This window comes from Pontibacter roseus DSM 17521, from assembly GCF_000373265.1.
GTDB classification, from domain to species: domain Bacteria; phylum Bacteroidota; class Bacteroidia; order Cytophagales; family Hymenobacteraceae; genus Pontibacter; species Pontibacter roseus.
The window spans coordinates 34,685-46,763 of sequence record NZ_KB890761.1; the positions used below are offsets into that span (position 1 = coordinate 34,685).

Below are 12,079 nucleotides of genomic sequence, written 5' to 3' on the forward strand. Positions count from 1 at the left end.
GATTTGAACTACACAAAGCTAAAGAGGAGGGTACTCCATTGAAAATTATTTAACTCTTAATTCTTATATTGGTAAATCATTTAACATATAGCTTACTTCATTAACAATTTGTTAAATCAACCTTTACAATTCCTTCATGCATTACCAAATTGATAATCTCGACAAACAGTTACTGCGCCTGCTGATGCAGAATGTGAACCGTGCCTATACCGATATCGCCAAAGAACTAGGCGTTTCGGGCGGAACCATACACGTGCGACTCAAGAAGTTGACCGAGATGGGCATTGTGCAGGGGGCGCAGCTACAGGTTAATCCGGCGGCCATCGGGTATGACGTCTGTGCTTTTATTGGGGTGTTTCTGGAGAAGGGCTCGGAATACAAGAAAGCCGTGGAGCAGATGCGCCAGATTCCCGAGATTGTGGAGTTGCATTATACTACCGGCTCCTACAGCATGTTCGCCAAAATCATCTGCCGCGACACCAAGCACCTGCGGGAGGTCCTGAACGAAAAAATGCAGGTGATAGACGGCGTGCAGCGCACCGAAACGTTCATCTCACTGGAAGAGAGCATTTCGCGGCAGATAGCCATAGAATAAACAGCGCCGCTGAGGTATACCCCAGCGGCGCTGTTTATTCTTAATATGATTGGAATTGTCTAATTCAGTTGCTGCAGTGCCGCACGCAGCCTGCCTAGGGAGGCCTGTATGCTATCGAGGGAGGCACCGCCTACAGACAGCCGGAACCAGCCCAGGCTGGCATCAGAGCCGAAGGCGGAGAAAGGCACCACGGCCAGTTTGGCTTCTTCCAATATATAAAAGCTTATGTCTTTGCTCGTCTGCAAGGTATGGCCGCCCGGTGTTGTCTTACCGGCCAGGTCGAGTTTGGCAGACAGGTAGATAGCACCCATCGGCTCGATGGCATCCACGCTATACCCGTCGTTCTTCAATTCTTTGAAGCCTTCGTACAGCACATCCAGACTTTCGCGCACCTGCGTCTTGAACTCGTCCAGAAACACGTCCACGGCGTCTACCTGGTGCAGGAAACGGGCTGTCGCGATTTGCTCGGCCTTCGGTGCCCAGGCGCCTACGTGACCCAGTATGGATTTCATCTTGTCCATCACCACGGTCGGGCCGAAGGCATAGCCTACACGCACGCCGGTAGCCGCAAAACATTTGGAGATGCCGTCGATGTAGATGACGTAGTCCCGCAGTTCCGGGCGCAGGTTTACCGGGTCGTAATGCTCCGTGTTGCCAAAAGTCAGCATCCAGTAAATCTGGTCATACAAGATGTAGAGTGGCTTCTCTCCTTCCGCGCGTGTCTTGTTCTCGGCAATCACCAAGTCACAGATTTCCTCCAGGTCTTTGCGGGAGAACATGGTGCCTGTGGGGTTGAGCGGCGAGCACAGCGCCAGCAGGGTCGCACCCTCCAGATGCGGCGCCACATCAGCGGCCGTCGGCATGAAGTTGTTGTCCGGGCTGGTCTCAACCATCACCGGCGTAGCGCCCGATAGGTGGCAGTAGTGGTTGTTGTTCCAGGAAGGCGTCGGGAATACCACTTTGTCGCCTGGGTCTACCAGGGCCAGGTAAGTGGCGTAGATGAGCGGGCGCGAACCGCCGGCCACCAGTATGTCGTTCTCGGGATAGGTGAGGCCCAGTCTGTCTCGGGTGAAGTCTACAACGGCTTTGCGCAGCACGGCCACACCGTTGGCGGGCGGGTAGTTAGTATGCCCTTCGGCATAGGCCTCGGTGATGCCCGCGCGCAGTTCGCCAGGTATAGGGTATAGGCTGGGGTCGAAGTCGCCGATGGTCAGGTTGCAGATTTGCTCGCCTTTGGCAATCATTGCGTTCACCTCTCCAGCCAGCTTTATAATCTCGGAACCGATGAGGTTCTGAGCCATTTTTGAAACAGTCATGTGCCTGTGTTTTGGTACGTGGCAAGTTAGCAAAATCCGACATTCTTCTCGCACCCACTGAGCGGCTTAGCCTCCGGGACGGGCAAAAAAATGCCTGTGAGCATTCTACGACTCACAGGCATTTATGAAAACAGGAATTAAACTTAATAACGGCAGGCACGGGCGGAAGGTGCCATCGCCCCGAAAATAGATGCTCCTAAAGGCCAGCCATCTCTGCCTTGCCGTGCAGTTTGTCGTAAAGCAGCAGCGAGGAGGCTGCGCTTGCTAACACCATGCGGGAATCCTCGTCCAGCTCAGAGCCTAGCCATACCTTGCCGTTGTTGATGACCTGCACCACCGCCACCTGCTCGCCATCCCGCAGGAAGGCATATCCTATGATGTCAGAGGAGGGCAGTTGGGAAGCCTCAGTCTTATACAGCGGAAGCACCTGGAAAACCTCATCGCCGTTGCTCAGCTCGCCTTTGAATTTCTTGCGCATGAGGTACTGCCCTGGGTCCACGGTAAGCAGGCGCCATTGGCCGCTCAAAGGGGAGGTGAAGTAGCTGGCGAAGTACTCCAAGTTCTTGCCGACAGCCAAGGCGACTCCGTTGTCGGACTGCAGGTTCTTCTCCTGCAGCCTGCTGGCCGCAAACACATACCATTGCTGCCCGGCGGCATCCTGCAGGCTGAACTCATACTGCTGGCTCGTCTTGATGTTCTCGTAGCCCAGCAGGGAGAAGCCGCCGACGCGTGTCCAGCCCCGGTTTACATGGCCTACCTGGTAGTCCCCTACTTGGAAGTCGCCGTTTGGCTTGAAGGCTTTGCGGCCCTGCACCGAGAGTTCCTGCGCCTGCTGCTGGAAACCGGGTTCCAGAGCCACGTTTGCCACTTGGCAGGATGGCAGCACCAGCGCTCCGGCCAATGCTACACTGAGTAATATCTTCTTCATGGTTCTTAAGGTAAAGCGGTGTATATAGGCAACATAGCTGTTGCCTATATAGCCTTACCACATAATATGCCAGGAAGTGTTGGCGCACCTGCGGTTTCTCAGGATGGCAGGATTTATAGGACGAAGGTATAGGAACAGCAGGTATAGCGGGCAAAAGAAAAAGGCAGCGACTTTATAGCCACTGCCTTTCCTCATTTCCTATAGAGTGCTAGCTCCTTAGCTTTCTTCGTTTTCATCGGGCAGAATCTCCACGTCCTGCACCAGCACGAACTTCTCTATTTCGCGGGCTCTAGGGGTGTTGGCCAGTCCGCCGAGGGCAGTCTCTTTGTACTTGCGCTCCATGCTCTCGCCTACCTCGCCAAGGGCGGCCACACACTGGTCTACCGGAATGACGGCATTTACGCCGGCAATGGCCAGCTGCGCCGAGGAGAAGGCTATGGCCGCCGCACTGGCGTTGCGCACGATGCAGGGCACTTCCACGAGACCGGCCACCGGGTCGCATACCAGGCCCAGCATACACTGTATGGTAATGGCCACTGCCGTGAACACCTGGTCCACGTTGCCGCCCAGGCAGTACACGATGGCACCGGCCGCCATGGCTGCGGCGCTGCCCGTCTCGGCTTGGCAACCGCCTACGGCACCTGCCAGCGAGGCGTTCTGCTCGATGATGAGGGCTATACCTGCCGCCACCAACAGCCCTTCGTGGATGCTGCGGTCTTCAAGGCCGTGCAGCTCCTGCAGCGTGGTGAGGGTGCCAGGCAGTATACCGGAGGCACCTGCCGTTGGAGCCGCCACGACACGGCCCATGCAGGAGTTCACCTCCTTGGCTCCCAGCGCCCGCGACACCAGCATCTGGAACTGCGGCGAGAGCACCGTCACCGGCGACCTGGCCACTTTCTTTGCGCTGTTGTTCACCATGCCGGAGCGGGAGGTCATGTCCTCGGTGAGGCCGGTGTGTACGGCGTCTTTCATCACCTCGTAGGCCTTGGCGATGTTCTCCCAGATGAATTCCTCGGTACGGCCCTTCTGCTCTATTTCGTACTCCAGCACCGGCTGGTATAGGGGTTCGCCAGTCTCAGCGCAATGCTTTTCCCAGCTCTTGAAATCGTTGAATAGTAATGACATATTATTTTTCTTATACCTGCCCCGCTGCCGTAGCCTGAGAGCTGTTAAAGATAAACCAAATTTAAGGAATCAGCTATACCTGCCTTCCCGCTATAACACAGATAGAGGTGATATCGTGCTGCCATACCTAAATTCTACACCTGTACCAGCGCATGTGCATCAGGCGCGGCTTTCATAGCTAAAATAACAAAATCAAAGTATAACCAACTGCTATTCAGCAGCTTCGTATTGTCGCCTCACTAATTCATATCGTCAACCCACAGCAGGCAATGATTCACTCAAATAACGACTTATTTATATCATATATGATTTAATCACCATAGCTTTGCATTGCTTTCCGCTTGATTAGTTGCAGGGCGATGCGCCATTAGATACAAAACGAAACTATGAGTAGAGTGAGTTTACTGCTGTTGCTGCTTTTCGGTCTGGTACTCAGTAGCTGGGCACAGGACAAGGCGCCTGCCATGGGGCAATCGGATGACCCTCGCTTGGAGGTGCTCACCATTGTGCATCTCCTGAGTCAGAACACCTGCGATACGCGGCTGGAGAACTACTACAGAAACGACATCCAGCCCAGGTATGGCAAGTACCGAAGCCACACAGCGGTGAAGTACTGGAAGGTCATCCAAGACAAGTACGACCTGTACCCCTATGAGGTGAGCGTGAACCTGACCATCCGGCACGGCCTGTTCAAGGTGCAGCAGCGGGACAAAAATGGCTTCATGTCCAAACTGAGTGAGCGGGAGCGGGCCGAGTTCGTGCGGCTGCTCAACGACTTCAGCTACAAGAGCGGCCTGATGAGCTACACCAACCGGAGCATGGCTTACTTCCCCGAATAAAAAGACACGCTGTTAGTACCAAAGAGCCACTCCTGCCAGAGTGGCTCTTTGGTTTTACAAACCTGCTCCTGCGGCATCCGTTTCTGTTGGTAGAATTAACCTCTTATACCTTAATCACCGACTATGAGCAACAACAGAAAACACGTCGCCATCCGGGTGCATGGCAAAGTGCAGGGCGTCTTCTTCCGGGCTAGCGCCCAGGAGAAAGCAGAGGAACTCGGCCTGACCGGCTTTGTACAGAACGAGCCCGACGGCACCGTATACCTGGAGGCAGAAGGAGACGTGGAAGCCCTTCAGGCGCTGGAAGCCTGGCTGCACATCGGCCCTCGGAGGGCCCGGGTAGAGCACCTGGAGGTAAGGAAGAAGGACGAACTGCAGGGGTTTGAAAAGTTTGAGCAGCGCAGGTGAAATAAGTAAGGGAGCCCTACACACGTAAAGCTCCCTTTTTTAAGATAATCAACTATAAAATTACAGCGAATTATAATAAGCTACCACCTTCGCTAGGTCGCTGTCGCTGCGCAGGTTCAGGGCGTTGGACTTGATGTAGGTCTCCAGATAGTCTGATTTTTCGGGCATGGCGGCCAGCAACGAACTTTTGGACTTCTTTACCTTCACCAGTTTGTTTCCGGTGGCTACGTAATAGTCCTCGCTTACCTGCACCTCCCGGTTGATGGTGGCCGAGTTGTAACTCTTTCGGTCAAATATTTTCTTGCCGGTACGCTTGAGCAGCATTGCTTTGCCATCTGCCAGCACCTCCAGGAATGCGTCGGGCGACACACCCTCGCCGCTGAAGCCCTTGCGGAAGGTCTTCTCGGTTGCCTGGTTGGCTTGGATGAAGTTGATTTTGAATTCCTGCACCGGCTCTATCAGCTCCTTCACCTGCCCATCCTTCGACTTGAAAAGCACCACGTCCTTCACCTGGTCGTACATCATATTCACGCCCTGGTAGATGGTGCCGTTGCTGAGGGTGATGCTTCCCTTCGCCCAATCCGTGTACAGATAGGGCGAGCCGTCCATGCTGATGGTGTTGTACTCATGCACGGCACGGCCTTCCATGTCGTTGGTGTGGGTGTACTGCGCGGCGGCATCCAGGCAGAAGAAACCGCAGGCAAGCACGGTCAAAGCAAATCGTAGTACCGTCTTTCTCATATGCTAGGTATATTTGTCTTCAGAAGCTGAATCTACAAAAAAATCTTAGATTTACCTATAGCTATACCTGGCAAACGTATGGGGATGAAGCTGGTAGACGAAGCGAGCCGCCACCTGTGCGCCTGACTCAATTCATCAGCATGACCCATGCCTTTGGCTTTACAGGATAAAACGGAACCGCCATGCCCAGTACCATAACGCAACTCGCCCAAGCCACCAGCCGCCTGCAACAGATTGTGACAATCGAGTTCTCGGCGCTGGACCTGCCCCTGCTCAACCACAAGCCTGGCCCCGATAGCTGGAGCATACTGGAGTGCCTGGAACACCTGAACCGCTACAGCCGCTACTACAACCCCGCTTTGGCCAAAGCCATACATCGCAGTCCGGTCACAACAGACCAGCAGCCCATCCGCTACAGTTGGCTCGGAAAGAAATCGTTGGATGTGGTGCGGCCTGGCAATGGCAAGAAGAGCAAAACAATAAAACACATGAACCCCCACAACAGCCAGCTGGGCCCCGGGGCAATACAGGAATTCCTGCGCCACCAGTCGGAGTTGCTGCAGTTGCTCGACAGAGCCCATTCTGTTGACCTTAACCGGAGGGCTATACCTATAGAGTTCTTCCGGCTGCTGAAGCTGCGCATCGGGGAGGCGCTGGAGTTTGTGGTGTTGCACCAGGAGCGCCACGTGCAGCAGGCCCTACGGGTGAAGCAGCAGCTGCAAGAGCAGGCGAGTGGCTCTATAATCGGGTGAGGTTATCTGCACCGTCGCGCTTATTTTCAGGCTTATTAGCCCGGAATTAACTTTCTTGCGCCCCGGTTTGTTCTGAGGGTTGTCCCGCTCTTAAAGGGACCTAATATAGTATGCGCGAGAAAGTAGTTAGTTATAGTTTTTTCTTTTTGGGCCTGCTGTTGTTCGGCTTTGCCAACGCTCTGGCCGTGAAGGTGCAGTACCTGGGCCTTCACCCATGGGAGGTGCTCAACGTGGCTTTGTTTCAGAAACTAGGCTTCACCATCGGCACCTGGAGCGCCATCGTGGGGCTGTTTTTTGTGGCTGTGTCCTGGTTCGTTAACCGCAAATACATCAACATCGGCACTTTCCTGAACGCCTTGCTGGTAGGCCCGTTCATGGACATGTTCCTGTGGCTCGACATACCTCCCTCGGCTACCAACACGCCGTTCGACTACATCAACCTGGCCTGCTCGGTCATCATTGCAGGTATAGCCGGTGGCATGTACGTGGCGGGCGGTGTGGGCGCTGGCCCGCGCGATGGCTTTATGCTGGCTGTGTCGGAGAGGGTAAAGCTCTCTGTGAGCCGCACCCGCATCCTGGTGGAGTGTGTCATACTGGCGATAGGCTATGTGCTGGGAGGGCCGATTTTCATTGCGACCTTCTTCTATACCTTTATCATGAGCCCGATTTTCCAGGTGACGCTCCGGTTTTTCCAAAGGCTGCGCATGCAGTTGATTGAGCAGCGGGTGGAGGTATAACCTTCTAATTCATACCTTTTGGGCTTCCTAACTTCACCACCACCTCCTGCTTTTCTCCTGAATGCAGGTCCACTTTGAAGAGCTGGTGGCTGTTGGTGCTGGTCACCCAGAGCTGGCCGTTCAGGAAATGCACGTCGTTAGGTTCGCTGAGACCGTCGGTCAGGGTGCGTACGCGCCGCCGCTCCATGTCCAGCACCTTCACCTTGCCGTTGTAGGTGTCGGCGATGTACACGTCGCTGTCGATGATGGTTAGCCCTACGCAATGCTGCAGCAGCGCATCGTCTGCGTCGCCGTCTACGTCACCGAAGTCGAAGAGGCCACGGCCGAGTGGCGTGAGCACCATACCGGTTGTCACGTTCACGGTGCGTATGGCACTGGCCTCGGCATCAGCCACGTATAGTACATCACCATTGATACCCAATCCGCTGGGCTGGTTGAACGCAGCATCGCGCAGTGGACCGTCCATGAGCGCCTCACGTCCGTTGCCGGCAAACCGGTATACCTGCTCCGTCTCCAGGTCCATGCGCAGTAGCTGGTGGTTGCCGGCACTGGCAATAAACAGACTTTGGCCATAAAGGAGTAGGTCCCAGGGGCTGTTGGGGCTTACGGATTCATCGAGACTGTCTTCATAAAAATAGTAGTCTAACTCTCCGGTGCCGGCGGCCGTGCTGACCATCCGGTGCTGGAGGTCCACCTTCCGGATGGCGTTGTTTTTGGCATCGGCTACATAGAGCACACTGTCGTGCAGCGCCAAGCCATGCGGCTCATTGAAAGTAGCGTCGCCATACCCGCCGTTGCGGAAACCACGTTCCCCGCTGCCAATCACCTCCAGCACCTGCCCCTCCTGGTTAAGTTTGAGGATGCGGTGGTGCCCGCTGTCAGACAGGTATAGGTTGCCTTCGCCATCGTTGATGAGCTTGGAAGGGAAACTGAGCACTGCCTCCGCTGGCTGCTCCACGTGAAAGTCTAGTGGTTCCCGGCTCAGTTCTCCCTTGAACTCTTCCCGCATCTTCTGGATGTACGGCCGCACCGTGTCATACACGCCTTCGCCGGCATGCTGCCCTACCACCTTCCCGTTCGGGTCGATGAGCACTGTGGTGGGCCAGGCTTTTACCCCGTATTGGTCCCATACCTCCATATCCGCATCGTTCACCACAGGGTGCTTTATTCCGAATTTCTGCATGGCCTGCAGGATTGTCTCGCTCTGCTTCTCGGCATCGAACTTGGCCGAATGTACACCGATGACCACCAGCACTTCGGAAAATTCCTCTTCCAGCCGCTCCAGGTCCGGCACTATGTGCTGGCAGTTGATGCAGCCGAGAGTCCAGAAATCCAGCAGCACGATTTTGCCCCTGAAGTCTTTGATGGACCAGGCACGGTCGGTGTTGAGCCAGCCGTGGGAAGTATTAATTTCTGGTGCATTGACGCGTCCGGTGAGCATGGGTATGGGGCTTTATTTGTCTTATGTGTTACAGGGATGGGTAGGGAAATGTTGCTTTGGTGCCAGCCTAGAGAAGGTTTCTTCTTGGCCGATGCCGATGCTGCTGCGCTATACCCACAGGGGAGTCGGGAACGGTTGATACCCCTTATCTCTTCGAAGAGGGGCTCCTCCTGCACTAACTGTCATTCTTTATTATTTCTGTCATTTCGACGAGAGGAGAAATCTTATACACTTCCGGCCGCATATCTAGCGCCAGCGCAGATGCGGCCTTTATACAGACGGTGAAAGAGGAAACAGAGGAAAACGCCAGGTGCAGACCGACTCTCATTTTCCACCGCCGGTTCCCGCTGCGCTTGACCGGCGGCAATCAGGGTAACAGATTCCTCCTTTCGTCGGAATGACAATATTGGTATAGGTATAGCCGACAGGTATAGAAAAGCATACTTACAACAGCGGCTACGAAGGTATAGAAACTGCCAGGTGCACCAAACGACGCTCCACTGTTCGAGCGGTCAGCGAGTTTGGAGCGTCTTGACTTTTTTGCTTACTTTTTGTGTCAAGACAAAAAGTGAGGCCCCGCCGGCCAGGCGAGGCTATGAAACAACTCAGCTTGCAAGCAGCAATCATAGTAGCTACGCAGCAAACCAGCACCAAGCTATCAGGCAATAACCTGATTCGTACCCGTTACATCCACATCAAGTAAATCCCGTGATTTTATCTTAAATTTGTGTGAAACAGCTACAACGCTATGGCGGAAACCTACCTCTCTGACTTCGGAACCATCCTGCTCTTCCTGATAGGCGGCGCTATTTTCGTGGTCATCGGTCTGTTTACCGCTAAGCTGATACGCCCCAGCCGCCCGAACCCAGAGAAGCTGACGACCTATGAGTCGGGGGAGGAGCCGATTGGCAACTCTTGGGTGCAGTTCAATCCGCGCTTTTACGTGGTGGCGCTCATCTTCATCATCTTCGACGTGGAACTGGCGTTCCTGTTTCCGTGGGCTACCGTGTTTGGCCGGCGCGACCTGATAGAGGCGACCGATGGCGTGTGGGGTTGGTTTGCCCTGATTGAGATGTTCATCTTCATTGGCGTGCTGGTGCTGGGCCTGGCCTATGCCTGGGCGAAAGGCCACCTCGACTGGATAAAGCCGAAACCCGTGGTGCCGCAGAGCCGCTCCAAAATACCGATGAACGTATACCAACGTGTAAACGAGCGGAAGTACGAAGTGAGGAAATAAGTTCTGATGAAGAACATGGAAGAGAAAAGGGATTAATTTCGCTGCCATTCATAATACATAGTTTCTAACTCATCATTCCACATTTGAACATTACACAAGACAAAACCGGAGAAGGCGGTGTGATTATCACCAAGCTGGATGACCTGCTCAACTGGGCACGACTGACCTCGCTGTTCCCGATGGGTTTTGGCTTAGCCTGCTGCGCCATTGAGATGATGGGCGCCTACGCCTCCGGGTATGACTTGGACCGCTTCGGCATCATTCCGCGTGCCTCGCCGCGCCAGTCCGATGTGATGATTGTGGCAGGAACCGTCACGTTCAAGATGGCTGACCGCGTGCGCCGCCTCTACGAGCAGATGCCGGAGCCGCGCTATGTGATTTCCATGGGCAGCTGCTCCAACTGCGGCGGACCCTATTGGGAGCACGGCTACCATGTGGTGAAGGGCGTAGACCGCGTCATACCCGTGGATGTGTACGTACCGGGTTGCCCGCCCAGGCCGGAGGCGCTGATTGGCGGCTTCCTGCGCCTGCAGGAAATCATCCGCAAAGAGACCATACGCGCACCGCGGGCCGTGCAGCAAATCATGGCGAAACGGGCGCAACAACAGGAGCAGCCAATCGCCGATGCTGACACATCAGTAGAAGAGCCGACTTCCCATACCTAATTAATAAATCATAATTCAAAAGCCGTGTCGTTTGAGGAGCTAAAGGATTTCATAGTAGCGCAGTTTGGGCAGGAGGCAATCGTCTCCGAAAAGCCTGACAACCTGCAACCCTACCTGGTGCTCCAGACAGAGCGCCTGGCGGAGGTATGCCTGGAGCTGCACGACAACGAGCGGACCTACTTCGACTTTCTCGCCTGCGTGACAGGTATAGACAACGGCCCGGAGGCCGGCACCATGGAGGTGGCCTACAACCTCTATTCTATACCTTACGACCACTCCCTGATGCTCAAGGTCATCGTGCCACGCAACGCGGAAGGAGAACCTATACCTGTGGTGCCGACCGTAAGCCATATCTGGCGCACCGCCGACTGGCATGAGCGGGAGATTTTCGATTTGGTGGGCATCCTGTTCAAAGACCACCCCGACATGCGCCGCATCCTCTGCTCCGCCGACTGGGAGGGCCACCCGCTCCGCAAAGATTACAAGCTGCAGGACTACTACCACGGCATCAAGGTTCCCTACGACAACCACAACGAGAACAGCGGCTTCCGGGGCGAGCCTGTGCAACTGACAGGTATACCTACCCCGTTTTCAGACAAGCGCGAGAAGCCAAGCTAGGGCAGGCTGCTATACCTGTTGTTGGGCTTCCGGCTAGCATTCAACTGTTCCATTTCAGCGGCGCTGTTGCAAAAACTCCTGTATAAGCCGATATTGCCGAAAAAGCAGGTATAGCATCAGATGAAAATCAAACTCATTGCGATAGGGAAAACTGACGAGAAGTTCCTGGAGGAAGGTATAGAAAAATACCTCAAGAGGCTCAAGCATTACCACCCTGTCGAGTTCATCATCATTCCTGACATCAAGCAGGGCGGCAAGTTCACAGCGGACAACCTGAAGGAGGCCGAGGGGAAACTGATTCTGCAGAAGGTGCAGGAGGGCGACCACCTCATCCTGCTCGATGAGAAAGGCAAGACATTTACCTCCTCTGAGTTCGCCAGTTTCCTCCAGAAAAAGCTCAATGCCGTCACTACCAACCTGGTTTTCGTCATCGGCGGCGCCTTTGGTTTCTCTGCTGCCGTGTACCAGCGGGCCAACGACAAAATCTCCCTTTCTGAGATGACTTTCTCCCACCAGATGGTCCGTCTCTTCTTCACCGAGCAGCTTTACCGCGGCTTCACCATCCTGAGGGGCGAGAAGTACCACCACGACTAGCTAAAATGTATAGGGCATGAAAAGGCTCACACAGGCGGGGTAGCGGGAATACAGGTTACTGTGGCAGGTCTTGATAGGGCGTA

14 protein-coding genes are annotated in these 12,079 nt (G+C 54.6%); 9 read left to right on the forward strand and 5 right to left on the reverse strand.

The window, feature by feature from the left end; genetic code table 11:
* Window positions 1-136 precede the first annotated feature (136 nt).
* Complete coding sequence (locus B051_RS0100140) at window positions 137-595, forward strand: Lrp/AsnC ligand binding domain-containing protein (RefSeq protein WP_018476134.1); 459 nt, start codon at window positions 137-139, stop codon at window positions 593-595.
* A gap of 59 nt (window positions 596-654) precedes the next feature.
* Here the strand turns inward: B051_RS0100140 and B051_RS0100145 are convergent, their stop codons facing one another.
* The 3 genes from B051_RS0100145 to sdaAA form a co-directional block, all read right to left on the reverse strand.
* Window positions 655-1,911, reverse strand: coding sequence for a pyridoxal phosphate-dependent aminotransferase (locus B051_RS0100145; RefSeq protein ID WP_026236094.1), 1,257 nt, complete (start codon window positions 1,909-1,911; stop codon window positions 655-657).
* A gap of 196 nt (window positions 1,912-2,107) precedes the next feature.
* Entirely contained in the window at window positions 2,108-2,839 is a 732-nt protein-coding gene (locus B051_RS0100150; RefSeq protein ID WP_018476136.1) for a hypothetical protein, read from the reverse strand.
* 216 nt (window positions 2,840-3,055) lie between these two features.
* Window positions 3,056-3,964, reverse strand: coding sequence for an L-serine ammonia-lyase, iron-sulfur-dependent, subunit alpha (sdaAA, locus tag B051_RS0100155; protein ID WP_018476137.1), 909 nt, complete (start codon window positions 3,962-3,964; stop codon window positions 3,056-3,058).
* Between the two features lie 386 nt (window positions 3,965-4,350).
* Here sdaAA and B051_RS0100160 point away from each other — a divergent pair, with 386 nt between their 5' ends.
* Together B051_RS0100160 and B051_RS0100165 are read left to right on the forward strand one after the other, a co-directional pair.
* A complete protein-coding gene (locus B051_RS0100160; RefSeq protein ID WP_018476138.1) occupies window positions 4,351-4,803 on the forward strand; it encodes a hypothetical protein in 453 nt (150 codons plus the stop codon).
* A 123-nt stretch (window positions 4,804-4,926) separates the two neighbouring features.
* Window positions 4,927-5,211: an acylphosphatase gene (locus tag B051_RS0100165; RefSeq protein WP_018476139.1), complete on the forward strand. Its 285-nt coding sequence runs from the start codon at window positions 4,927-4,929 to the stop codon at window positions 5,209-5,211.
* A gap of 60 nt (window positions 5,212-5,271) precedes the next feature.
* Here the strand turns inward: B051_RS0100165 and B051_RS0100170 are convergent, their stop codons facing one another.
* Window positions 5,272-5,952 (reverse strand): hypothetical protein, encoded by a 681-nt coding sequence (locus tag B051_RS0100170; RefSeq protein ID WP_033316634.1) that lies wholly within the window; start codon window positions 5,950-5,952, stop codon window positions 5,272-5,274.
* A gap of 182 nt (window positions 5,953-6,134) precedes the next feature.
* Between B051_RS0100170 and B051_RS0100175 the strand changes: the two genes are divergently transcribed.
* Entirely contained in the window at window positions 6,135-6,704 is a 570-nt protein-coding gene (locus tag B051_RS0100175; protein WP_018476141.1) for a DinB family protein, read from the forward strand.
* 110 nt (window positions 6,705-6,814) lie between these two features.
* Window positions 6,815-7,441, forward strand: a complete 627-nt coding sequence (locus tag B051_RS0100180) for a YczE/YyaS/YitT family protein (protein WP_018476142.1) — start codon at window positions 6,815-6,817, stop codon at window positions 7,439-7,441.
* 4 nt (window positions 7,442-7,445) lie between these two features.
* Here B051_RS0100180 and B051_RS0100185 read toward each other — a convergent pair whose 3' ends face one another.
* Entirely contained in the window at window positions 7,446-8,882 is a 1,437-nt protein-coding gene (locus tag B051_RS0100185; RefSeq protein WP_018476143.1) for a thioredoxin-like domain-containing protein, read from the reverse strand.
* A gap of 748 nt (window positions 8,883-9,630) precedes the next feature.
* On the opposite strand from B051_RS0100185, the gene B051_RS0100195 reads away from it, so the two are divergent.
* The 4 genes from B051_RS0100195 (at window position 9,631) to rlmH (ending at window position 11,996) form a co-directional block, all read left to right on the forward strand.
* A complete protein-coding gene (locus B051_RS0100195; protein WP_018476145.1) occupies window positions 9,631-10,119 on the forward strand; it encodes an NADH-quinone oxidoreductase subunit A in 489 nt (162 codons plus the stop codon).
* 83 nt (window positions 10,120-10,202) lie between these two features.
* Window positions 10,203-10,784: an NADH-quinone oxidoreductase subunit NuoB gene (nuoB, locus tag B051_RS0100200; RefSeq protein ID WP_018476146.1), complete on the forward strand. Its 582-nt coding sequence runs from the start codon at window positions 10,203-10,205 to the stop codon at window positions 10,782-10,784.
* 24 nt (window positions 10,785-10,808) lie between these two features.
* A complete protein-coding gene (locus B051_RS20645) occupies window positions 10,809-11,402 on the forward strand; it encodes an NADH-quinone oxidoreductase subunit C (RefSeq protein WP_018476147.1) in 594 nt (197 codons plus the stop codon).
* A gap of 120 nt (window positions 11,403-11,522) precedes the next feature.
* Entirely contained in the window at window positions 11,523-11,996 is a 474-nt protein-coding gene (gene rlmH, locus B051_RS0100210) for a 23S rRNA (pseudouridine(1915)-N(3))-methyltransferase RlmH (protein ID WP_018476148.1), read from the forward strand.
* Window positions 11,997-12,079 lie beyond the last annotated feature (83 nt).

What these genes read in the sequence shown, in the direction of transcription:
- B051_RS0100140 (WP_018476134.1), top strand. Translation starts at nt 137, where the DNA reads ATGCATTACCAAATTGATAATCTCGACAAACAGTTACTGCGCCTGCTG.
- B051_RS0100145 (WP_026236094.1), bottom strand. Translation starts at nt 1,911, where the DNA reads ATGACTGTTTCAAAAATGGCTCAGAACCTCATCGGTTCCGAGATTATA.
- B051_RS0100150 (WP_018476136.1), bottom strand. Translation starts at nt 2,839, where the DNA reads ATGAAGAAGATATTACTCAGTGTAGCATTGGCCGGAGCGCTGGTGCTG.
- sdaAA (WP_018476137.1), bottom strand. Translation starts at nt 3,964, where the DNA reads ATGTCATTACTATTCAACGATTTCAAGAGCTGGGAAAAGCATTGCGCT.
- B051_RS0100160 (WP_018476138.1), top strand. Translation starts at nt 4,351, where the DNA reads ATGAGTAGAGTGAGTTTACTGCTGTTGCTGCTTTTCGGTCTGGTACTC.
- B051_RS0100165 (WP_018476139.1), top strand. Translation starts at nt 4,927, where the DNA reads ATGAGCAACAACAGAAAACACGTCGCCATCCGGGTGCATGGCAAAGTG.
- B051_RS0100170 (WP_033316634.1), bottom strand. Translation starts at nt 5,952, where the DNA reads ATGAGAAAGACGGTACTACGATTTGCTTTGACCGTGCTTGCCTGCGGT.
- B051_RS0100175 (WP_018476141.1), top strand. Translation starts at nt 6,135, where the DNA reads ATGCCCAGTACCATAACGCAACTCGCCCAAGCCACCAGCCGCCTGCAA.
- B051_RS0100180 (WP_018476142.1), top strand. Translation starts at nt 6,815, where the DNA reads ATGCGCGAGAAAGTAGTTAGTTATAGTTTTTTCTTTTTGGGCCTGCTG.
- B051_RS0100185 (WP_018476143.1), bottom strand. Translation starts at nt 8,882, where the DNA reads ATGCTCACCGGACGCGTCAATGCACCAGAAATTAATACTTCCCACGGC.
- B051_RS0100195 (WP_018476145.1), top strand. Translation starts at nt 9,631, where the DNA reads ATGGCGGAAACCTACCTCTCTGACTTCGGAACCATCCTGCTCTTCCTG.
- rlmH (WP_018476148.1), top strand. Translation starts at nt 11,523, where the DNA reads ATGAAAATCAAACTCATTGCGATAGGGAAAACTGACGAGAAGTTCCTG.